Genomic DNA, 22,190 nt, shown 5'->3' on the forward strand with positions numbered 1-22,190 from the left:
ATGCAAAAGCCTTTTTTAGATACAAAAATTCCTGAGGGTCCACTTGAAAAAAAATGGAGCAATTATAAACAACATGCGAAACTGGTAAACCCAAATAACCGTAAAAAATTAGAGATTATTGTAGTTGGCACCGGACTTTCGGGAGCATCGGCTGCAGCTTCTCTTGCTGAAATGGGATACCAGGTAAAAAGTTTTTGTTTTCAAGACACTCCAAGAAGAGCACACTCGGTTGCTGCACAAGGTGGTGTAAATGCTGCTAAGAATTATAAAAATGATGGTGATAGTGTTTACAGAATGTTTTACGACACCTTAAAAGGAGGTGATTTTAGATCTCGTGAAGCCAACACTTATCGCTTAGCTGAATGTTCTGCTAGTTTGATTGACCAGGCTATTGCACAGGGAGTTCCGTTTGCTCGTGAATATGGCGGCTACTTAAGAAATAGATCTTTCGGTGGCGTGCAGGTTTCGCGAACATTTTATGCCCGTGGCCAAACAGGACAACAATTACTTTTGGGCGCTTACCAGGGACTAATGCGGCAGGTAAAAACTGAGAAAGTAAAACTCTACGCTCGGCACGAAATGCTGGATCTGGTTTTAATAGACAATAGAGCGAAAGGTATAATTGCCAGAAATTTAGACACCGGAGAGATCGAGCGTCATGGTGCTCATGCTGTGGTATTGGCAACAGGTGGTTTTGGAAAGATTTACTACCTTTCTACTTTAGCGATGGGATGTAATGCTTCTGCGATTTGGCGCGCACACAAAAAGGGAGCTTTTATGGCTAATCCCAGCTGGACGCAAATTCACCCGACATCCTTACCACAAAGCGGACCTTATCAATCTAAACTGACCTTGATGTCTGAATCACTTCGGAATGATGGGCGTATTTGGGTTCCTAAAGATCAGAACGAAAAACGAAAACCTAATGACATCCCTGAAGAAGATCGTGACTATTATTTAGAACGTAAGTATCCATCTTTTGGAAATCTTGCACCACGTGATATTGCTTCAAGAGCTGCCAAGGAGCAGATCGATGCAGGTAAAGGTGTTGGTGCACTTAAAAATGCTGTTTATCTTGATTTTTCTCGTGCTTTAAAAGAATATGGAAAAAATATTATTAAAGAGCGTTATGGAAATCTCTTTGATATGTACCGAAAAATCACCGGCATCAATGCTTATGATGAACCTATGAAGATCTCACCTGCAGCTCACTTTTCGATGGGCGGATTATGGGTAGATTATGAATTAATGACCAGTATAAATGGACTTTTTGCTATTGGTGAAGCTAATTTTTCAGATCACGGAGCGAATCGTCTTGGAGCAAATTCACTTTTGCAAGCTTGTGTTGATGGATATTTTATTTTGCCATACACGCTTTCTAATTATTTAGCTAGTGAGATTAAAGTTCCAAAAACCGATATTCAGCATAAAGAATTTGATATTGCTGAAGCCAATTGCAGAAAACAGTTGGAAGACTTTTTAACTACAAAAGGAACTAAAACAGCGGAAGAATTCCACAAGGAACTGGGAAAAGAACTTTACGATAAATGCGGACTATCACGTTCTAAAGAAGGTCTTGAAAAAGCGATTGAAAATATTCAGAAATTAAGAAAAGAATTCAAATCCAATTTAATCGTTCCCGGGGATGCTGCTGAAGTTAATAGCGAACTGGAAAAAGCCGGCCGGGTTGCAGATTATCTTGAAGTAGCCGAATTAATGTGTATCGATGCACTACAACGTGAAGAATCTTGTGGCGCTCATTTTAGGCAAGAATATCAAACTGAAGATGGAGAAACAAAACGTGATGACGAGAACTTCTCTTATTCGGCTGCATGGGAATGGACCACAAATCCTTCTAAGCCAAATTTGAATAAAGAACCACTAATTTTTGAATTCGTAAAACCTACAGTTAGAAGCTACAAATAAAGCTTCCTAATTGTAAATTTTAACCATTAAAATGTATTCCGATGAAAATATATTTAAAAATATGGCGCCAAAAAGATAATCTCAGTAAAGGAAATTTTAAAGATTACACCGTTGAAGATGTAAATAAAGACATGTCTTTTCTGGAAATGCTGGATACCCTAAACCTTAAATTGGTAAAACAGGGAGAAAGACCTGTAGAATTTGATCATGATTGCCGTGAGGGAATTTGCGGGCAATGCGGTGTTATGATTAATGGAATTGCGCATGGACCATTGAAAAATACCACAACTTGCCAGTTGCACATGCGATCTTTTAAAGATGGCGACACCATTTATGTAGAGCCTTTTAAAGCTGAAGCTTTCCCGATCGTTAGGGATTTAAAAGTAGACCGATCTTCTTTAGACCGAATTATAACTTCAGGTGGATTTGTTTCTGTAGACACAGGACAGGCTCCAGAAGCCAACAGCATCCCAATTACTTACGAGGAAGCTGAAGCTGCATTCGATGCTGCCGCCTGTATTGGTTGCGGCGCTTGTGTTGCGAGTTGCAAAAATTCTAGTGCTGCTTTGTTTACAGGAGCGAAAATCACTCATTTAGAACTTTTACCACAAGGCCAGAAAGAAACGCATAAACGTGTTGCTGAAATGGTAGAACAAATGGAAAAAGAAGGTTTTGGCCATTGTAGTAATACAGAAGCCTGCCAGGTAGAATGCCCGGAAAACATTTCAGTATTAAATATTGCCAGAATGAATTTTGAATACAACAAATCGAAACTATTGGTAAAAAAATAAAGACTCAACTATAAGTCGATTTTCGATATTTTGAACTTCTTTTTTTATACTAAAGTTGAACATAAACTTCAGGAAACAAAAAACCTCACATTTAGAAGATGTGAGGTTTTATTATTTAAGACTACAAACGTATTATTTGCTCTCTTTTCTTTGTCTGTGACGTTCTCTTGCAAGTAAGGTATTCTTAAGCAACATAGAAACTGTCATTGGTCCTACTCCACCAGGAACCGGAGTGATAAATGAAGCTCTTTTACTTACATTTTCAAAATCTACATCTCCTTTAATTATATAGCCTTTTTCAGCATTATCATCGGGTACACGAGTAATCCCAACATCAATAATCACCGCATCATCCTTGATCATTTCTCCTTTTAAGAAATCTGGAATTCCTACTGCGATAATAATAATATCGGCCTGAGAAGTGATTTGGGTAATGTTTTTAGTGAATTCGTGTGTAAGTGTTACGGTTGAGTTTCCTGGGAAACCACTTCTTCCCATTAAAATACTCATTGGGCGACCTACGATATAACTTCTACCAATTACAACAGTATGTTTTCCTTTAGTAGGAATATCATAACGCTCTAAAAGTTCTAAAATCCCGAATGGTGTTGCCGGAATAAAGGTTGTCATATCCAGTGCCATTTTCCCAAAATTAGTAGGATGGAAACCATCTACATCTTTATCTGGATCTACAGCATTTAAAACTTTTTGCGTATCGATTTGCGGTGGTAATGGCAACTGTACGATAAAGCCATCGATATCATCATTTTGGTTTAGCTCTTCGATCTTATCTAAAAGTTCGATCTCGCTAATGGTAGATGACATTCTGAAAAGTGAAGACTCAAAACCTACTCTTTCACAAGCTTTCACCTTGCTATTTACGTAAGTTTTACTTGCCCCATCATTTCCAACAATAATAGCAGCAAGATGTGGTACTTTTTCACCACGCTGCTTCATTTTTTCAACTTCAGCAGCGATCTCATTTTTGATATCGTTACTTACTTTTTTACCGTCTAAAATTGTCATTTCTTGAGTTGTAACTATAATTAAAAAAGGCCAAACATTTTCAGTTCAGCCTAAAATATATAACGTATTAACGCATTCCTTTCATCATATTCATCATCTGGCGGCCACCGCCTCCCTGCATCATCTTCATCATTTTACCCATCTGGTTGAATTGCTTCAATAACTGATTCACTTCCTGTACAGAAGTTCCAGATCCTTTTGCGATTCTCTTCTTTCTGCTAGAATTAATGATTTTTGGCGTACTTCTTTCATCTGGCGTCATCGAATGGATAATCGCTTCGATACCTTTAAAAGCATCATCGTCGATATCTACATCTTTAAGCATTTTACCAGCTCCAGGGATCATTCCAAGAAGATCTTTCATAGATCCCATTTTTTTAATCTGCTGAAGTTGCTTTAAGAAATCATCAAAACCAAAGGCATTTTTAGCGATTTTCTTCTGAAGTTTTCTCGCTTCTTCTTCATCATATTGTTCCTGCGCACGCTCTACAAGAGACACAACGTCTCCCATCCCTAAGATCCTATCGGCCATACGAGAAGGATAGAACACATCAATAGCGTCCATTTTCTCTCCAGTACCAATAAATTTAATAGGCTTATTTACTACAGATTTAATTGAAATCGCCGCACCACCACGAGTATCACCATCTAATTTAGTTAGAATTACTCCGTCGAAATTTAAACGATCATTAAAAGCTTTAGCTGTATTTACCGCATCCTGTCCCGTCATTGAATCTACTACGAACAAAGTCTCGTGAGGTTCTATGGCAGTGTGAATGTTTGAAATTTCAGTCATCATCGCTTCATCTACAGCAAGACGACCAGCGGTATCGATAATCACTACATTATGGCCATTTTCTTTAGCATGTGCAATCGCAGCTTTAGAAATTGCCACAGGATCCTGATTCCCCTCATCACTAAAAACCTCAACACCAATCTGCTCTCCTACTACATGCAACTGGTTGATCGCTGCAGGACGGTAAACATCACAGGCCACTAAAAGTGGTTTCTTTGTTTTTTTATTTTTAAGGTAGTTAGCCAACTTACCAGAAAAAGTTGTTTTACCACTACCCTGTAAACCAGACATCAAAATCACTGAAGGATTTCCGCTAAGATTCACTCCGGCGGCTTCTCCTCCCATCAATTGAGTAAGCTCGTCTTTTACAAGCTTCACCATTAATTGACCTGGCTTCAAGGCTGTTAAAACGTCTTGCCCTAGTGCTTTTTCCTTAACAGTTTTGGTAAAATCTTTAGCGATTTTATAGTTAACATCGGCATCAACAAGGGCTCGACGTACCTCTTTAAGCGTTTCTGCAACGTTAACTTCGGTTATTTGTCCATGTCCCTTTAAGACATGTAAGGCATTATCTAACTTATCACTTAAATTATCAAACATATGCTTTCCTGTAGTTTAAGATTTCCGCCATTGTGATAACGGGTTTGCAAATTTAATGATTTGGTAGTGAAGTGAAAAGTTTTTTATCCTCACTAATTGCTTAAGAATCGATTTTATGCTGAAGTTTCAAAAAATTATAAAAAACATGGGCTGAAATTGTACAATTTCAGCCCATGTTTTTTGGTTTTATTCTTAAATATTTCGTTTACATTCTATCAGGCACCTGGATTCCTAATAAACCAAACGAACTTTTAATGATATTAGCAACTACTTTAGATAGTTGTGTTCTTAATTGTCTTTCCATATCCTTTTCAGCTCCAAGAATAGAAACATTTTGGTAAAATGAATTAAATTCTTTTACCAGATCGTAAGTATAATTAGCAATTAGCGCCGGACTATGATTTTCTGCAGCTAACTGAATAGTTTCTGGATATAACTTAATTTGCTTGATCAGCTCCTTTTCTTTATCCTGAAGTTCGTACTCGCTTACCAGCTGAGATTCGTACTCAAAATCGGCTTTTCTTAAGATCGACTGAATTCTGGCGTGTGTATATTGAATAAACGGACCAGTATTTCCCTGAAAATCTACAGATTCTTCAGGATTAAACAAGATTCGTTTTTTAGGATCTACTTTTAAAATATAATATTTAAGTGCTCCTAAACCGATCATTCGGTAAAGCTCATCTTTTTCTTCTTCACTTAAACCATCTAATTTTCCTAATTCTTCAGAAATTGTTCTGGCAGTTTCGGTCATTTCCTGGATTAGATCATCGGCATCAACCACAGTTCCTTCCCTACTTTTCATTTTTCCGCTAGGAAGATCTACCATTCCGTAGCTTAAATGGTATAAATATTCTGTCCAGGCAAAACCTAACTTTTTCAGAATTAAGAATAAAACTTTAAAATGATAATCCTGCTCGTTACCAACAGTGTAAACCATACCGTTAATCGCAAAATCTTCAACTCGCTGAATTGCGGTACCAATATCCTGCGTCATGTAAACCGCAGTACCATCACTACGCAATACGATCTTTTCATCTAAACCTTCATCGGTTAGATCGATCCAAACGCTACCATCTTCTTTTCTGTAAAAGACGCCGTTTTCCAAACCTTGGTTCACCACATCTTTTCCTAAAAGATATGTGTCACTCTCGTAATAATTCTTATCGAAATCTACTCCCAGAGCCTTATAAGTTTCTTCGAAACCATCGTAAACCCATTGGTTCATAGTTTTCCAAAGTTCTACAACATCTTTATCGCCAGCTTCCCATTTACGAAGCATTTCTTTAGCTTCATTTAGCAAATTCACTTTTCGAATTACTTCTGGGTTTTCTTCAATTTCTTTTAAAACAGAAGGTAAGATCTGCTTTAATTTTGAAGCTATAATAAAATCTTCATTGTCCTGATCATCGCTGATCGAATCAAACTTCAGTAATGGATTTTCCTTTAAATAAGAGATGAATTTTTTCTTTTTCTCCAAAATTATCATTTCATCTCTATGACTTTCATTTAAAGTAAAATCACTTCTATAATGAACTTTATTTTCTACGTACGACTTTTCAAAATCAGTCACTTCCAAAATGTAACTTCTTAAAGCCTTTTCATATCCTTTTTCAAGAGTTTTTAAAATAGGCTCGGAAGTTTGAGATAAATCTCCCCAAGAACCATTTTGGTTATAATCTTGGATTTTATGATTTAATTCATTTCTTGCTGCTTCTAATAGTTCCTTTTTATATTTTTGATCAAATCGTACATAATATTTCCCGACTAAATGGTCTCCTTTTTTTGATTTATTATCCAAGGTTGTTTCAGGCGTTTCTTTTTTTCCATCACTTCCTAAATCAGCAAACTTATCCCAGGCCAGCATCGATTTACAGATATGGATTCCGCGGTCGTTAATGATCTGCGTTTTATAGACTTCGTTTCCTGCAGCTTCTAAGATTTCAGCAACCGAAAATCCTAATAAATTATTACGAATATGGCCAAGATGAAGTGGTTTATTGGTGTTTGGAGAAGAATATTCTACCATGATCTTTCTGGCATCTTCAACATCTTTTACAAAACCAAATTCAGGATCGTTTTTGATCTCATTGAAAAAATCGAGGTAATAGGCATCGTTTAAAACGATATTCAAGAAACCTTTTACCACATTAAAACGGTTTACAATAGTTACGTGTTCCTGCAGGTAATTCCCTATTTCTTCGCCAAGTTTTACCGGATTGGTTTTTACCTGTCTTAGCATTGGGAAACAAACCACGGTAATATCGCCCTCAAAATCCTTTCTTGTTGGCTGAAATTCTACCGTTTCCAGAGTTACATCGTAAATATTTTGCACTGCGTCTTTTACATATGCAGTTAGCATTTCCTGAATATTCATTATATCATGTTTTTCACTCACTAAGTGAGATTAAAATTTTAAGCCTGAAAATTTCAATATCCATTTCAATTAGAAATATCGAAATTTTATACATTCCTGTAACACCAAAATCGCAATAAAGGTAGTGTACAAAGACGCTGCAAAGATAACAGAAATTGAACTTTAAGCTAAAGCTTGCTTTGTAAATCCTTATATTTTGATCAATCACCACAGAATAGTCACTAACTCCCGGAAGTTTCTTATCTTAAAAGAAAAAAATGCTACTGAATGTTTCTTATAATAATCCAGACATTAAAGAGAAGATCGATCGTGAAGTTGGGAAAACACTTACACTTGTAGATCGATTTAAATTAAAAGGTAGTGGATCGCCACGTTTAATAATCACTTCGGTTAGCATAGACATCCATAATTTGCTGATCTTAGATAAAAACCGAAATACCTGCAATATCGAAATTAGGCCAAACGGAATTATTGTAAGATTTCGGTCTATTTTAGAAACCTATGCATTGGTGATTCCATTTTGGAAACTCAAAATCTACAAAGGTAAAGCTGAAGAATACTCGATCTATCGCGATCATTATTTTATCAAAGTGGAAGCAAAAGACGAAAACGTACATAAATTCTTTAAAAAATTGATATCCTATAAAGATGATAATGCCCCTACTCGTATTGATGATCTATAAGCTAGATTGAAATAATGCTAAGACGGCTAATTGATAATTGTTTATTGTTTATTGTATACTGATTATTGTCTCTTGAGACTCGCTTAACATTGCACCTCTAAACATCGATTTTTGATAATCTAAGGCTAATTTTTATTTAATTCTTAGCGATCGTACTTAGCGCATATTTGCCGAAAAAATTATGGATCTATTTATCTATGTTTTTGCGGCTTTGTTTTCGGTGATAAATCCGCTTGGCACTATTCCTATTTTTGTAGGATTAACTAAAGAAGATACCGCAAAAGAGCGCTCTAAGACTTCACTTTTAACGGCAATTAATATTTTTGTAATTCTTACGATCTGCTTTTTTAGCGGTAGATATATTTTACAATTCTTCGGGATAAGTATTGAATCTTTACGTATCGCCGGCGGCTTAATAATCGTAACTTCTGGATTTGCGTTGCTTACCGGATCGTTTTCTAAACACAAAGGAATGAACGAAAGAGTAAAAGATGATGCGCACCAACGTGAAGGTATTTCTTTAACCCCGCTTGCAATCCCAATGCTTGCCGGGCCGGGCTCGATTTCTCTTTTAATAGGAATGTATGAGGACTACAGTTTAACCTCAGAAAAACTGATCACGATTTTAGCGATTTTCGCAGTTTGTCTTTCAACTTTTTTAATGCTGAAAAGTGCGCATTATATTGCGAAATTTCTGGGCGCTTCAGGAATAAATGCGATTTCAAGAATTATAGGATTTATTGTAATTGCGATCGGGATAGAATATATAAGCTCTTCAGTAATGACGGTACTGGGAATTACCTTCAGCAATAATTAATTTTGTTTAACGCTTTCCAAAAGCCAGACCGGCAATAAGCGCCAGCAAACCAAATCCCATCATCGCATAAGACTGCGTGTGATCACCTTGAGCTTCAACTGTAATTGGGCCGGCTTCTAAAGAAACTTCCGGAGAAATTAAGGTATATAAACCATATCCCACCAATCCTATCCCAATAACTAAAAGTGAGATTTTCAGGACGTTATTCATTTTATAAAGTTTTATTAATCCTATGGGAAGGTAGTAATTAAAATACTAATTTGAGGAGATTAATTTTAAAAGAATACTTGATCTATGCGAATCTTACTTACCGGTGCTAATGGTTACATAGGAATGCGATTGCTGCCTGAACTTATTGAACAGGGACATGAAGTAATTTGCGCCGTTCGCAATAAGAACAGGTTTTCCAGCAAAGAACTTATCAACCAGGTAGAGATCGTTGAAATTGATTTTTTAGAAGATTCAGAAACTCCTGAAAAAATCAAGAATATCGATATTGCTTATTATCTTATCCATTCGATGAGTGGGAATACCAAAGATTTTGACAGCCAGGAAGCTGAAGCTGCCAAAAACTTTAATAAACTAATGAGCCAAACCAGCGTTAAACAGGTAATTTACCTAAGCGGAATGGTGAACCAGGATAAGCTTTCCAAGCATTTAAAATCTCGTAAGGCGGTTGAAGACATACTCTATAAAGGTGATTTTCATCTTACTGTTTTACGTGCTGCCATTATTGTAGGTTCTGGAAGTTCTTCTTTCGAAATTATTAGAGATCTATGTGAAAAGTTACCGGTAATGGTAACTCCGCAATGGGTTCGCACCAAATGCCAGCCAACAGCAATCAGAGATGTTATTAAGTTTTTAACGGGAGTGATTGGTCACGAAGAATGTTATGATCAATCATTTGATATTGGCGGTCCCGATATTTTGACCTATCAGGAAATGATGGAGAAATATGCTGAAGTACGCGGACTTAAAATCTGGATATTAAGCGTACCGGTAATGTCTCCAAAACTCTCGTCTTACTGGCTATATTTTGTAACCTCAACATCTTACAAGCTAGCGCAAAACCTTGTGGATAGCATGGAGGTTGAAGTTATTGCTCGTGATGATAAATTGGCAAGAATCTTAAATATTGAGACTATTTCTTATAAAGAAGCGATTGAAATGGCCTTTTATAAAATTGAACAAAATCAGGTAATTTCAAGCTGGAAAGATTCTTTAAGCAGTGGCCGATTTAAAAAAGAGCTAAACAAATACATAAAAGTGCCCACCTATGGTTGTCTTTTAGACAAGCAACAAAAGAAAACAGATAATCCTGAAGAGGCTTTAAAGCGAATTTGGTCTATCGGCGGACTTAACGGCTGGTATTACGGAAACTGGCTTTGGAAAATTAGAGGCTACCTGGATAAAGTTGCAGGCGGAGTTGGTTTGCGTCGCGGTCGTACGCATCCTACAGAACTCGCTCCCGGAGATTCTTTAGATTTCTGGCGTGTTCTTCTAGCCGATAAAGAGGAAAAGCGATTACTTCTGTTTGCTGAAATGAAAGTTCCCGGCGAAGCCTGGTTAGAATTTTGTATCGACGAAGAAAATATAATTCACCAAACAGCGACTTTTAGACCTAAAGGTTTGTTAGGAAGAATGTACTGGTATTCGATGTATCCATTTCATTATTTTATCTTTGATGGTATGATCACGAAGATCGCCAATGCCAAATCTGAAAAACAACTCGCCAATTAGCTTTAAAAAGTTTAATACCGATATCCAAAACAATCCGCTGTTTTACTGCGCCGGGTTGATAATGTTTATTTTTTCGGTATTTATTTTTTCTTTTACTGCGGAATTTTACTCGTTTATCGACACTGCTTCTATTTGGGTACGAGAATTTTTTGGTGAATTTTATTTATGGTTGGGATTAGCTTGCGTGCTTTTTCTTTTACTAATAGCTTTTTCTAAATACGGAAGAATCCGTTTAGGGAATTCTCCACCGCAATTCGACCGACTTTCATGGATCGCGATGCTTTATAGCGCTGGGATGGGTGCTGGGATTCTACTACGTGCGGTACAAGAACCTGTTTATATGTATCAAAATCCCCCCTTAAAAACTGGCTATCCTAATGATATTATTGCTTTAGAATTCACTTTCTATCAATGGGGATTTACAGCCTGGGCGTTCTATGGGATATTCGCTCTTTTTATTGGCTATTCTTTATTTGTTCGAAAAAACAATATTCTACTCGGCAGCAGTTTACCTCAGCTTAAAAAAATAAAGGGAATTCCACAAAGCATCGATCTTTTAACGATTTTGACCACAGTTTTTGGTTTGGTTGCAGCTATTGGACTTGGAACTACGCAAATTGAAGGAGGCATTAGTCATCTTACCACAAAAGATCCCGGAACACTTTGGATCGTCATTGCGTTGGTTTTTCTAATCTGCTTACTTGCATTTTTTTCAGCTTACGCAGGCGTAGAAAAAGGAATTAAGCGAATTTCTAACTGGAATATTTATATCACGATAGCATTATTGATCTTTGTTTTGCTACAAGCCGATATTGTTGAAATTTTGGAGCAATTTTTAACGGCAACCTGGTATTATATCAAAGACTTTTTTCAGCTGAGTTTAGCTATTGGCGATTTTAATCCAGGAAAACAATTTTTAACCGACTGGACCTATTATTACTGGGCATTTTGGTTGGCTTGGGCACCCTTCACCGGAATTTTTATTGCGAGAATTTCACAAGGTCGTACAATACGTGAGATGATATTGGGCGTTTTAATCCTGCCTTCTTTAGGGAGCTTTTTATGGTTTAGTGTTTTTGGTGGCTCTTCATTTCATCTTATTGAAAGTATGCCGAGTTATAATGGCGAGTTCAGCAATGTGTTTACTTCAATCTTTAAATTTTTTGAGGCTTTTCCGCTTTCTAATATTACAAATATCATAACCGTTTTATTACTGATTAGCTTTTTGGTGACCTCGGTAGATTCGGCTATCTATGTGTTAAGTATGTTTAGCGATAAAGGCAATGAAAATCCAAATAAAAAATACCGCCTGATTTGGGCGGTATTGATACTTATTTTTTCTGAAGCTATCATTCTTTTGGGAAATGTAAAACCAGAAAGTGACGTTCTAGATGCCATGCAAAAATTCCTGATTATTGGTTCACTCCCCTTTGCCATTTTCACAGCAATAATGATGCTTCTATTTGTTATCGAAATTCGAAAGAAATATTAGGCTTTTGGCAAGAAAACTTCAGCAAGCATACATCTTGCACTACCGCCACCACAGGTTTCGATCACGTTAAGATCACTACTTAATATTTCTGAATACTTTTCAATTTTGGCCACCTGATCTGGTGTTAAACTTTGGTGAGCACGCTCACTCATCACTAAATACTTTTTATCAAAAGCACCACGTACCTGAAGCATATTACCTGCAAATTGATGCATTTGCTCTTCAGAAATAACTATTAGCTCTTTATGATCCTGTTTTAAATGCTTCAGCACATTTTTACGTTCTTTAGCATCATCTATGGTATCCAGACAGATCACAGCAAACTCTTCAGCAACACACATCATCACGTTAGTGTGATAGATTTGCTTTCGCTTCCCTTCTACTGTTTGATACGCATTAAAAATTACGGGAGTATATTCGAAATCTTCACAAAATTCGATCAAAAGATCTTCATCTGCTCTTGGTGATAATGCACAATAAGCCTTTTCATTCTCACGATCTAAAATCAAGCTTCCTGTTCCTTCAAGAAAAAGATCATCATCTTCTGCAGAAGTATAATCGACGATATTGGTGATTTTAAAGCCTTCTTCTTCAAGGTTCGCAAAATAATCTAAGCGACGCTCTTTTCGTCGATTTTCAGCAAACATAGGATACAATGCGATCTCTCCATTTTCGTGAAAAGACACCCAATTATTCGGAAAAATCGAATCTGGCGTATTGTCCTCAGCAACGTCATCTACCACAACGACCTTCACTCCTACACTTTTCAGTTTTTTTACAAAAGCATCAAACTCGGCCTTTGCTTCTTGATTGACATCTTTCCCTTTTAAGTTTTTCTGAAAATAATTATTTACCGCAGTCTCTTCATTCATTCTAAAAGCTACTGGACGTACCATTAAAACGGTATCTGTAATCTGTTTCATTTTAATCTCTAATTAAGGGTAAAGTTGAACAACGCAATAGACCTTCCTGCTTTGCGATTTGGGAGTAAGGAACTTCTTCTACGGTAATACCATGAGATCGAAGCCAATCGTTTAGACGTGTAAATTTTTCTTCGGAAATAACCACGTTTTTAGAAATAGAAAATATGTTCGAATTCATATTGTACATCTCATCTTTGGTAATTTCGAAGATGTTTTTTTCTCCGAATAAATTAACCAGCCACTGATATTCTTTAGAATCCAAAAAGCCACCTTTATAAATAATAGCTTTATCTTTTCCTACCGGCTGAAAGCAACAATCCAAATGCAGTGCATTTTCTTTTGGATCTACATTGCTCTTTTTAAGGTTGAAGGAAACTACTTTTTTCTTCGGAAATAATTTCTGAAGTGCTTTTACAGCCTGTGTATTTGTTCTAGCCGTAATATAATCTGGATAATCATCTCCGCTATAAGTTCCAACCAAAATGTAATCGCCAAAAGGCATTACATCACCTCCTTCGATATGCGCCTCTTCTGGAAGTTTTACAATTTTCTCTGGAGCAATCTGGTCGATCACATGCTGAATTGCTTTAATCTCTTTTTCTCGATCTGGAAGAATGTTTGCTTTTACAAATTTATCTTCGATCACAAAGGCGATATCTCTGGTAAAAATCTGGTTGTAATTTTCGATAATCTGGGGACGAAAAACTTCTACGTCATATTTCTTTAAAACATTTGCTACCGCTTCCATCTCTTTTACCATATCCTCTTCTTGCGGGTATGTACCAGCTTTGATATGTTCTATAGATTTTGGATCGTAAGCTTCATCAAGTTCGGGCGCTCCACCGTTACTTTTAGCGGTACCTAAAACAACAGCTCTAAGCCTAGAAGTTTCGTTATTGATCTTTAAGTGCATCACTAAAAATTTTTCCAAATATAGAAAAAGCCCCATTTAATAATGGAGCTTTTTAAATTATTTATAATAAAGCGTGGCTTATCTTTCGCCTACTACTTTAAAATCTCTAAGATTTGCACCTACATAAATTTGGCGTGGTCTACCAATAGGTTCTTTCTTAAGTCTCATCTCTCTCCATTGAGCGATCCATCCAGGAAGACGACCTAAAGCAAACATTACTGTAAACATTTCTACTGGAATACCTAAAGCTCTGTAGATAATTCCTGAATAGAAATCTACGTTTGGATATAATTTTCTTTGTACGAAATAATCGTCTTCTAAAGCTTCTTTTTCTAAACCTTTTGCGATATCTAATACTGGATCTTCGATACCTAAACCTCCAAGAACTTCGTCTGCAGATTTCTTAATGATCTTAGCACGTGGATCGAAGTTTTTGTAAACGCGGTGTCCAAAGCCCATTAAACGGAAAGGATCTTCTTTATCCTTCGCTTTTTGCATGAATTTGTGGGTATCACCACCATCTTGCTTAATTCCTTCTAACATTTCAATCACTGCCTGGTTTGCTCCACCATGAAGTGGTCCCCAAAGTGCTGAAATACCAGCAGAAATAGAAGCAAATAAACCTGCGTGAGAAGAACCTACCATTCTTACAGTAGATGCCGAACAGTTTTGTTCGTGATCTGCATGAAGAATTAATAATTTATCTAAAGCATCGATCACAGATTGATCTACGTTATATTTTTTACCTGGCTTTTCGAACATCATTTTATGTAGGTTTTCTACATATCCTAATGAATCGTCACCGTAGTTTAATGGAAGACTATTCTTCTTTCTTAACGTCCATGCAACAAGCACTGGGAATTTACCTAGAATCTTTACAATTGCTTTATACATTTCTTCCTCAGAATCTACATTTACTGAAGATGGGTTAAAAGCAATTAATGCACTAGTTAAAGAAGAAAGAACGCCCATTGGGTGTGCCGACTTTGGAAAACCATCCAAAATCTTTTTCATTTCTTCATCTACTTCAGACTCGTCTCTAATATCTGCAGAGAATTTATCTAATTGCTCTTTATTTGGCAATTCACCAAAGATCAAAAGATAAGCTACTTCAAGAAAATCTGCTTTTTCAGCAAGGTCTTCGATAGCATAGCCTCTATACCTTAAGATCCCTTTTTCACCGTCTAGAAAAGTGATGGCACTCTCACAGCTTCCTGTGTTCTTGTAGCCACGGTCTAAAGTTATCATTCCGGCTTCAGATCGAAGGGTTTTAATATTTATACCCAGTTCACCTTCGGTTCCCTCTGTTACTGGAAACTCATATTTTTTTCCCTGATATTCTAATATAGCTTTATCTGACATTGTATTGAATTACAAAATTTAAATTAATCGATTGCGAATTTAATAAAATCTAAGCTTATATTCAATTAAAACCAAGCTATTATGCTATTATTAACAAGGGTTTCAAGAGATTTAGCTTATTTAAATATAAGAATCTTTTATGCTGGTAATTTATAGAGTGATTTATAGTAATCGTCTACAGATTTTTTCCAGGTGAAACGTTCTTTTTTAGCGTTTTGCTCTATTGTTCTCCATTTGGCTTTATCCTCGAAAAACAGGTTTAAGATCTGTTTGAAGGATTGGACCATATTCGATACCTTTTTATCGTAGCTTGTTCCATCAAAAACAAAACCGGTCTCTAAATGCTTTACTGTGTCGATAAGACCACCCGTATAATGAACCAAACAAGGATGTCCATTTCGCATCGCAAGCATCTGGCTTATACCACAAGGCTCAAACAAGCTTGGCATAAAATAAAGATTGGTTTCCAGATAAATACTATCAATCACATCTTCATTTTGGCCATTTATAAATAAGAAGTTTTCTTTCTCGTGACTTATTTTGCGTAAAAGCTCTTCGTATTCCGGCGCGCCTGTACCTAGCAGTATAAATATTCCATTGACTTCAGCAAGAAGATCAAGTATTTCTAAAAAAGCTTCTGGAGAACGTTTAAAAAAGTAAAATTTTTGCTCGGTCAGTCTTGCCACACTAGAACACACAAATTCTGGCTTTCTTTTTAAATAAGGCATTACTTTCTCTCCTGTATGCGCTAAGAAATCTGCTTTATACTTTTTAGATTCCTGCTGCATCCATTTAAAGATCGCAGAAGCTATATTGAAATATAGATTATTTTTTCTCGCTCTGCGGATATTTCTATAATTACAGCCATTAAGAATCCCTATGAATCTTCCCTCTCTATCAGCCTGTTTAAGATCTTCTTCTAAACCTTCTCCACCAATAAATTCTGGTGGATTACTTGGATACAGCACATCTCTCTTATAACTTGGAGAAACGGTATGTACGGCATCAGAAAAGCGAATTCCTAAAGCCATCATATTTATACAATCCTGGTAGCGTCTATCTTTAAGCTCATCATAGTTAAAATCTACATCTGGAAAGAAATTCTTAATAGACGAATAATTATCAGCAAAAGGACGAATTCCCTGTATGGCCAAATTATGAATGCTATAGATTACACGAATATCCTGCAGACATTTAAAATCCTGATGATATCTTCTTAAGAATAAAACCATACTTGCATGCCAGTCGTGTAGATGAATTACATCCAGATCTCCAAAAACTCCGATCTTAACGGCTTGGGCTACGGCTGTACAAAAGATAAAATACTTTATAGCATCTGTATAAAATGGTTCAGCAAGATCATTGTGATAAATATGAGCAATATCGCCCGCTTCAATTTCTGGATGATGAATCACATAATGCGTTATTCCCGGAAAATCTTTTTTAGGGGTAACCTCATAGATCTCGGCCATATAATCGACTCCGCGAAGCTTAAAATTTAAATTTGAAATGAAATTAGCATTTTGATGAAGTCTCGAATAAGAAGGAACAACCACATGAACGGTATCGCCTTTTTGAGAAATTTGCCTGGGGACATCGCGTATTACATCACCCATGCCTCCGGCCTTGCAGTGGGGAATAGCATCATTTTCTGAAGCTACGAATAGGAAATTATGCATTGAAATCTGGTTAGGATTGGTTAGAACATTTATTCCGCAAAAGTTAATTATTAATCTTCAAACATTTGATTAAAAGAATATTAAATTAAAATAAAAAAGCCTTCCAAATTAATGAAAGGCTTTCTAAAAGAATATTTTGTAAATAATATCTTATTTCAGCTTAAAAGCTTTTTCTTTTGGGAAATAAGCTACACTTCCTAATTCTTCTTCAATTCTTATTAATTGATTGTACTTAGCCATACGATCACTTCTTGAAGCTGAACCAGTTTTAATTTGTCCTGTATTTAATGCTACCGCTAAATCTGCAATAGTATTATCTTCAGTTTCACCAGAACGGTGAGACATTACTGAAGTATAACCTGCATTATGCGCCATATTTACAGCTGCGATAGTTTCAGTTAACGTACCAATTTGGTTTACTTTAATAAGGATAGAGTTTGCGATACCTTCTTCGATACCTCTAGATAAACGCTCTACATTAGTTACGTAAAGGTCATCTCCTACTAGCTGAACTTTATCTCCTACTTTATCTGTAAGAGCTTTCCATCCATCCCAGTCGTTTTCGTCCATACCGTCTTCAATTGAGATGATAGGATATTTAGAAGCTAATTCAGCAAGGTAATCTGCCTGCTCTTCGCTAGTACGAACAACACCCTTATCACCTTCGAATTTAGCATAGTTATATTTGCCTTCTTCGTAGAATTCTGCTGAAGCACAATCTAAAGCGATCATAACTTCATCTCCTCCTTTGTATCCAGCTTTTTCGATAGCTTTTAAGATTGTTTCTAAAGCATCTTCTGTACCATCTAAAGTTGGAGCAAATCCTCCTTCATCACCAACAGCTGTACTTAAACCTCTATCGTGCAATACTTTTTTAAGGTTATGGAAGATCTCTGTTCCCATTTTGATCGCTTCTGAAAAGCTTGCTGCTTTTACTGGCATGATCATAAATTCCTGAAATGCAATTGGAGCATCACTGTGAGATCCACCGTTTATAATGTTCATCATTGGTACAGGAAGCGTATTTGCGCTTACACCACCAACGTAACGATATAAAGGAAGACCAAGTTCATTTGCTGCTGCCTTAGCTACCGCTAAAGAAACACCTAAAATTGCATTAGCACCCAATTTAGATTTATTCGAAGTCCCATCAAGATCGATCATTGCCTGGTCGATTAAATTTTGTTCGAATACTGAATATCCTAGTAGTTGCTCTGCAATTTTTGAATTCACATTTTCTACGGCAGTAAGAACACCTTTACCCATAAAGTCGTCCCCACCATCGCGAAGTTCTACAGCCTCATGCTCACCTGTAGAAGCTCCAGAAGGAACTGCTGCCCTTCCTAATATTCCGTTTTCTGTGATTACATCTACTTCAACTGTAGGGTTACCTCTGGAGTCAAAAATTTGACGTGCATGAATATTTACTATAGCACTCATAGTCTGAATTATAATTTAATTAATTGATTAGTCTGCAAGATACGAATACAGCAATAAAAAAACGAGGAATAATTTATAATATAACAAGTATTTTACCTAAAACGTTTTCGATAAAATAAAATTAGTGTTCTATCGATAGGAATTTGTTAAACAACTAATTACTAAGAATAAAAAAGCCGGAAATAAATCCCGGCTTTTCAGTTTCTATGCTTTTACCTGCTTTATACGATCTAAAAACTCATCGAATAAATAACTTGCGTCATGAGGTCCGGGACTGGCCTCTGGATGATATTGTACAGAAAAACAGTTTTTATTTGTCATCTGCAATCCACCTACAGTACTATCATTTAAGCAGATATGAGTGATCTCTACATTTGGATGAGATTCTGTTGCTTCCTTATCTACGGCAAAACCGTGATTTTGAGAAGTAATCTCTCCTTTACCTGTTTTTAGATTTTTTACAGGATGATTTATACCTCTATGTCCATGATGCATTTTATAAGTAGGGATTCCATTTGCCAAGGCAATAATCTGGTGGCCTAAACAAATACCAAATAATGGATGATCCTTCTCTATAATATCTTTAGCTAATTGAACAGCACTTTCTAAAGGTTGTGGATCACCAGGACCATTTGAAAGAAAGTAACCATCTGGATTCCATTCACTCATATCTTCATACGTGGCATCGTAAGGAAAGACCTTTACGTAAACGTCTCGCTGAGCAAGATTTCTGAGGATATTTCTTTTAATACCTACATCTAAGGCAGCAACTTTATAAGTAGCATCTTCTTCTCCAAAGTAATATGGTTCTTTAGTAGAAACTTTAGATGCTAATTCTAAACCATTCATATCTGGCACTTCGGCCAATTCAGCTTTTAAAGCATCTATATTATCTACATCTGTAGAAATAATGGCATTCATTGCTCCATTTTCGCGTATATAAGTAACCAAAGCTCGAGTATCTACATCTGAGATGGCGAATAAATTACTTTCATCAAGAAACTCTTGTAACGTTTGATCTGCAGCTGGTCTGGATTGGTCGTAACTAAAATTTTTACAAATTAAGCCTGCGATCTTTGCTCCGTCAGATTCATTTTCACCTTCATTGGTACCATAGTTACCAATATGTGCATTGGTAGTAACCATTAACTGACCAAAATAAGATGGATCTGTAAAGATTTCCTGATAACCGGTCATTCCTGTATTAAAACAAACTTCTCCTACAGCGCTACCTTCTTTGGTACCTACTAATTTCCCATGAAAGATGGTTCCGTCTGCTAATAAAATGATGGCTTTTTTTCTTGTTTGATATTTCATACTAAAAAATAATACGATCTAAATTTAAGGAATATTAAAAATGAATGCTAATTAGATATAAAAAAAGGACAAACCCAGAGAGTTTATCCTTTTAAAAATTATTGATAGTAAAGAATCATTTATTCTTCTTTTTTATCGTCTTTTTCTTCCTGCTTCGTTTCTTCAGCCTTTGGAGCTTCAGCCTCTGCAGTGTTTCTTTTACCAGCTCTACGAGTTGATTTCTTCTTAGCAGGCTTATTAACGTTATAAGTTTCGTTAAAATCTACTAATTCGATCATTGCCATATCAGCGTTATCACCAAGACGATTACCTAGCTTGATAATTCTGGTATATCCTCCTGGACGATCTCCTACTTTAGGAGCTACTTCACGAAATAATTCACTTACAGCATATTTATCACGTAATTTACTGAAAACGATTCTTCTATTGTGAGTAGTATCTTCTTTAGACTTAGTTACTAATGGCTCAATAAAAACTTTTAAAGCTTTTGCCTTAGCCACAGTAGTATTGATGCGCTTATGCTCAATTAGTGAAGACCCCATATTTGCTAACATCGACTTACGATGAGCGGTCTTTCTACCTAAATGATTTATTTTCTTTCCGTGTCTCATTACTATTCTTTTTAGAGTAATTCACAAAAGTGAATTAGTCCTTATCTAATTTATATTTTGAAAGATCCATACCAAAGTTTAACCCTTTGTTACTTACTAGCTCTTCAAGTTCTGTTAAAGACTTCTTACCGAAGTTACGGAACTTCATAAGATCATTTTTATTGTAAGAAACAAGATCACCTAAGGTATCAACTTCAGCCGCTTTTAAACAATTTAATGCTCTAACTGAAAGGTCCATATCTACTAATTTTGTTTTTAGTAGCTGTCTCATGTGAAGAGATTCTTCATCATAAGTTTCAGTTTGTGCAATTTCATCAGCCTCTAACGTAATACGCTCATCAGAGAACAACATGAAATGGTGAATTAAAGTCTTGGCAGCTTCAGTTAACGCATCTTTAGGATGAATAGAACCATCACTGATAATTTCAAAAACAAGTTTTTCATAATCAGTCTTTTGCTCTACACGATAGTTTTCGATACTATATTTTACATTCTTTATAGGAGTGTAAATAGAATCTGTAAAAATCGTTCCTAAAGGAGCATTGGCCTTTTTATTTTCTTCTGCCGGAACATAACCTCTACCCTTTTCAATAGTAATCTCCATATTGATATTAACTTTACTATCAAGATGACAAATCACTAGTTCAGGGTTTAATACCTGAAAACCAGAAATAAATTTCTGGAAATGACCAGCGGTTAGTTCTTCTTCACCAGAAACAGAAATTGTAACGGCTTCGTTATCTATTTCATCAATTTGCCTTTTGAATCTTACTTGTTTAAGATTCAATATTATTTCTGTTACATCTTCTACAACTCCAGGAATTGTTGAGAATTCGTGATCAACACCTTCGATACGAACCGAAGTGACCGCGAATCCCTCTAAAGATGATAACAGCACTCTTCTTAAAGCGTTACCAACGGTTAACCCATATCCAGGCTCTAAAGGACGAAATTCAAATTTCCCCTCAAAATCTGTAGAGTCAATCATTATAACTTTATCGGGCTTCTGAAAATTTAGTATTGCCATATTACGACTTCTGTGAATTATTATTTCGAATATAATTCGACGATGAATTGTTCATTAATGTTTTCTGGAATCTGAACTCTTCCAGGTACCGAAACAAACGTTCCTTGTTTAGTTTCGTTATTCCAAGTTATCCATTCGTAAACATTGCTATTATTAGCTAATGAATCTTGAATAACTTGTAGAGACTTAGATTTCTCTCTTACACCAATAACATCACCAGCTTTCAAGTGGTAAGAAGGAATATTTACTAACTCTCCGTTAACAGTAATATGTCTGTGAGAAACAAGTTGTCTAGCAGCCCTTCTTGAAGGAGCAACACCTAATCTAAATACAACATTATCTAATCTTGATTCACAAAGCTGAAGTAAAACCTCACCAGTAATTCCCTGAGAACTTGTAGCTTTTTCGAACATATTTCTGAATTGACGCTCTAGTATACCATAAGTATATTTAGCTTTTTGCTTCTCCATAAGCTGGATCGCATATTCAGATTTTTTACCTCTACGACGGTTATTACCGTGTTGTCCTGGAGGATAATTTCTTTTTTCAAAAGATTTATCATCTCCAAATATAGCTTCACCAAATTTACGAGCTATTTTAGTCTTTGGACCAGTATATCTTGCCATTTAAAATTGATTTATTGAAGAGGGATTATGAATTAAGGCATACG

Annotated in this window: 19 protein-coding genes; 6 read left to right on the forward strand and 13 right to left on the reverse strand. The window is 36.1% G+C overall.

Going from position 1 to position 22,190, the window contains the following annotated elements:
• Positions 1 to 1,926, forward strand: a complete 1,926-nt coding sequence (locus INR75_RS00800; protein ID WP_223090388.1) for a fumarate reductase/succinate dehydrogenase flavoprotein subunit — start codon at positions 1 to 3, stop codon at positions 1,924 to 1,926.
• Positions 1,927 to 1,967: 41 nt separating this feature from the next.
• The gene (locus INR75_RS00805; protein WP_223090389.1) at positions 1,968 to 2,717 is read left to right on the forward strand and encodes a succinate dehydrogenase/fumarate reductase iron-sulfur subunit; all 750 of its coding nucleotides are present in this window, start codon (positions 1,968 to 1,970) and stop codon (positions 2,715 to 2,717) included.
• Between the two features lie 132 nt (positions 2,718 to 2,849).
• Here the strand turns inward: INR75_RS00805 and INR75_RS00810 are convergent, their stop codons facing one another.
• The 3 genes from INR75_RS00810 to argS form a co-directional block, all read right to left on the reverse strand.
• Positions 2,850 to 3,743 (reverse strand): bifunctional 5,10-methylenetetrahydrofolate dehydrogenase/5,10-methenyltetrahydrofolate cyclohydrolase, encoded by an 894-nt coding sequence (locus INR75_RS00810; RefSeq protein WP_084841344.1) that lies wholly within the window; start codon positions 3,741 to 3,743, stop codon positions 2,850 to 2,852.
• 67 nt (positions 3,744 to 3,810) lie between these two features.
• Positions 3,811 to 5,139, reverse strand: a complete 1,329-nt coding sequence (ffh, locus tag INR75_RS00815) for a signal recognition particle protein (RefSeq protein WP_092543118.1) — start codon at positions 5,137 to 5,139, stop codon at positions 3,811 to 3,813.
• A gap of 205 nt (positions 5,140 to 5,344) precedes the next feature.
• The gene (gene argS, locus INR75_RS00820; RefSeq protein ID WP_223090390.1) at positions 5,345 to 7,516 is read right to left on the reverse strand and encodes an arginine--tRNA ligase; all 2,172 of its coding nucleotides are present in this window, start codon (positions 7,514 to 7,516) and stop codon (positions 5,345 to 5,347) included.
• Between the two features lie 257 nt (positions 7,517 to 7,773).
• Between argS and INR75_RS00825 the strand changes: the two genes are divergently transcribed.
• On the forward strand, positions 7,774 to 8,199 hold the full coding sequence (locus INR75_RS00825; protein WP_223090391.1) for a hypothetical protein: 426 nt from the start codon (positions 7,774 to 7,776) through the stop codon (positions 8,197 to 8,199).
• A 181-nt stretch (positions 8,200 to 8,380) separates the two neighbouring features.
• Positions 8,381 to 9,016 carry a MarC family protein gene (locus INR75_RS00830; protein ID WP_223090392.1) on the forward strand — a complete coding sequence of 212 codons (636 nt, stop codon included), beginning with the start codon at positions 8,381 to 8,383 and terminating at the stop codon, positions 9,014 to 9,016.
• A 6-nt stretch (positions 9,017 to 9,022) separates the two neighbouring features.
• Here the strand turns inward: INR75_RS00830 and INR75_RS00835 are convergent, their stop codons facing one another.
• Positions 9,023 to 9,226, reverse strand: a complete 204-nt coding sequence (locus tag INR75_RS00835; RefSeq protein ID WP_223090393.1) for a hypothetical protein — start codon at positions 9,224 to 9,226, stop codon at positions 9,023 to 9,025.
• Between the two features lie 84 nt (positions 9,227 to 9,310).
• Between INR75_RS00835 and INR75_RS00840 the strand changes: the two genes are divergently transcribed.
• Both INR75_RS00840 and INR75_RS00845 read left to right on the forward strand, forming a co-directional pair.
• Entirely contained in the window at positions 9,311 to 10,756 is a 1,446-nt protein-coding gene (locus INR75_RS00840) for an SDR family oxidoreductase (RefSeq protein WP_223090394.1), read from the forward strand.
• Positions 10,725 to 12,248, forward strand: a complete 1,524-nt coding sequence (locus INR75_RS00845) for a BCCT family transporter (RefSeq protein ID WP_255584609.1) — start codon at positions 10,725 to 10,727, stop codon at positions 12,246 to 12,248. The genes INR75_RS00840 and INR75_RS00845 overlap by 32 nt, the downstream gene beginning before the upstream one ends.
• On the opposite strand, the gene ctlX is transcribed toward INR75_RS00845, so the two are convergent.
• From ctlX to rpsD, 9 genes are all read right to left on the reverse strand, one after another.
• Positions 12,245 to 13,171 carry a citrulline utilization hydrolase CtlX gene (gene ctlX, locus INR75_RS00850; RefSeq protein ID WP_223090395.1) on the reverse strand — a complete coding sequence of 309 codons (927 nt, stop codon included), beginning with the start codon at positions 13,169 to 13,171 and terminating at the stop codon, positions 12,245 to 12,247. The two genes, INR75_RS00845 and ctlX, sit on opposite strands and share 4 nt — an antisense overlap.
• A 1-nt stretch (position 13,172) precedes the next feature.
• Positions 13,173 to 14,120: a dimethylarginine dimethylaminohydrolase family protein gene (locus INR75_RS00855; RefSeq protein ID WP_223090396.1), complete on the reverse strand. Its 948-nt coding sequence runs from the start codon at positions 14,118 to 14,120 to the stop codon at positions 13,173 to 13,175.
• Between the two features lie 42 nt (positions 14,121 to 14,162).
• On the reverse strand, positions 14,163 to 15,446 hold the full coding sequence (locus INR75_RS00860; protein WP_223090397.1) for a citrate synthase: 1,284 nt from the start codon (positions 15,444 to 15,446) through the stop codon (positions 14,163 to 14,165).
• A 137-nt stretch (positions 15,447 to 15,583) separates the two neighbouring features.
• On the reverse strand, positions 15,584 to 17,125 hold the full coding sequence (locus INR75_RS00865; protein WP_223090398.1) for a glycogen synthase: 1,542 nt from the start codon (positions 17,123 to 17,125) through the stop codon (positions 15,584 to 15,586).
• 150 nt (positions 17,126 to 17,275) lie between these two features.
• Positions 17,276 to 18,565, reverse strand: a complete 1,290-nt coding sequence (eno, locus tag INR75_RS00870; RefSeq protein ID WP_092543136.1) for a phosphopyruvate hydratase — start codon at positions 18,563 to 18,565, stop codon at positions 17,276 to 17,278.
• 204 nt (positions 18,566 to 18,769) lie between these two features.
• A complete protein-coding gene (carA, locus tag INR75_RS00875) occupies positions 18,770 to 19,882 on the reverse strand; it encodes a glutamine-hydrolyzing carbamoyl-phosphate synthase small subunit (RefSeq protein ID WP_223090399.1) in 1,113 nt (370 codons plus the stop codon).
• A 119-nt stretch (positions 19,883 to 20,001) separates the two neighbouring features.
• Positions 20,002 to 20,493, reverse strand: coding sequence for a 50S ribosomal protein L17 (gene rplQ / locus INR75_RS00880; RefSeq protein WP_223090400.1), 492 nt, complete (start codon positions 20,491 to 20,493; stop codon positions 20,002 to 20,004).
• A 34-nt stretch (positions 20,494 to 20,527) separates the two neighbouring features.
• Positions 20,528 to 21,520, reverse strand: coding sequence for a DNA-directed RNA polymerase subunit alpha (locus INR75_RS00885; protein WP_223090401.1), 993 nt, complete (start codon positions 21,518 to 21,520; stop codon positions 20,528 to 20,530).
• 20 nt (positions 21,521 to 21,540) lie between these two features.
• Positions 21,541 to 22,146 carry a 30S ribosomal protein S4 gene (gene rpsD / locus INR75_RS00890; protein WP_092543142.1) on the reverse strand — a complete coding sequence of 202 codons (606 nt, stop codon included), beginning with the start codon at positions 22,144 to 22,146 and terminating at the stop codon, positions 21,541 to 21,543.
• Positions 22,147 to 22,190 lie beyond the last annotated feature (44 nt).

It is taken from the genome of Zunongwangia sp. SCSIO 43204, from assembly GCF_019904275.1.
In the GTDB taxonomy this organism is placed as follows: Bacteria; Bacteroidota; Bacteroidia; order Flavobacteriales; family Flavobacteriaceae; genus Zunongwangia; species Zunongwangia mangrovi.

Coding starts and splice junctions, on each gene's coding strand:
- INR75_RS00885 (WP_223090401.1), bottom strand. CDS start 21,520: ATGGCAATACTAAATTTTCAGAAGCCCGATAAAGTTATAATGATTGAC.
- INR75_RS00860 (WP_223090397.1), bottom strand. CDS start 15,446: ATGTCAGATAAAGCTATATTAGAATATCAGGGAAAAAAATATGAGTTT.
- rpsD (WP_092543142.1), bottom strand. CDS start 22,146: ATGGCAAGATATACTGGTCCAAAGACTAAAATAGCTCGTAAATTTGGT.
- INR75_RS00855 (WP_223090396.1), bottom strand. CDS start 14,120: ATGGGGCTTTTTCTATATTTGGAAAAATTTTTAGTGATGCACTTAAAG.
- INR75_RS00830 (WP_223090392.1), top strand. CDS start 8,381: ATGGATCTATTTATCTATGTTTTTGCGGCTTTGTTTTCGGTGATAAAT.
- carA (WP_223090399.1), bottom strand. CDS start 19,882: ATGAAATATCAAACAAGAAAAAAAGCCATCATTTTATTAGCAGACGGA.
- INR75_RS00845 (WP_255584609.1), top strand. CDS start 10,725: ATGCCAAATCTGAAAAACAACTCGCCAATTAGCTTTAAAAAGTTTAAT.
- INR75_RS00865 (WP_223090398.1), bottom strand. CDS start 17,125: ATGCATAATTTCCTATTCGTAGCTTCAGAAAATGATGCTATTCCCCAC.
- ffh (WP_092543118.1), bottom strand. CDS start 5,139: ATGTTTGATAATTTAAGTGATAAGTTAGATAATGCCTTACATGTCTTA.
- ctlX (WP_223090395.1), bottom strand. CDS start 13,171: ATGAAACAGATTACAGATACCGTTTTAATGGTACGTCCAGTAGCTTTT.
- rplQ (WP_223090400.1), bottom strand. CDS start 20,493: ATGAGACACGGAAAGAAAATAAATCATTTAGGTAGAAAGACCGCTCAT.
- eno (WP_092543136.1), bottom strand. CDS start 18,565: ATGAGTGCTATAGTAAATATTCATGCACGTCAAATTTTTGACTCCAGA.
- INR75_RS00805 (WP_223090389.1), top strand. CDS start 1,968: ATGAAAATATATTTAAAAATATGGCGCCAAAAAGATAATCTCAGTAAA.
- INR75_RS00810 (WP_084841344.1), bottom strand. CDS start 3,743: ATGACAATTTTAGACGGTAAAAAAGTAAGTAACGATATCAAAAATGAG.
- INR75_RS00840 (WP_223090394.1), top strand. CDS start 9,311: ATGCGAATCTTACTTACCGGTGCTAATGGTTACATAGGAATGCGATTG.
- INR75_RS00835 (WP_223090393.1), bottom strand. CDS start 9,226: ATGAATAACGTCCTGAAAATCTCACTTTTAGTTATTGGGATAGGATTG.
- argS (WP_223090390.1), bottom strand. CDS start 7,516: ATGAATATTCAGGAAATGCTAACTGCATATGTAAAAGACGCAGTGCAA.
- INR75_RS00825 (WP_223090391.1), top strand. CDS start 7,774: ATGCTACTGAATGTTTCTTATAATAATCCAGACATTAAAGAGAAGATC.
- INR75_RS00800 (WP_223090388.1), top strand. CDS start 1: ATGCAAAAGCCTTTTTTAGATACAAAAATTCCTGAGGGTCCACTTGAA.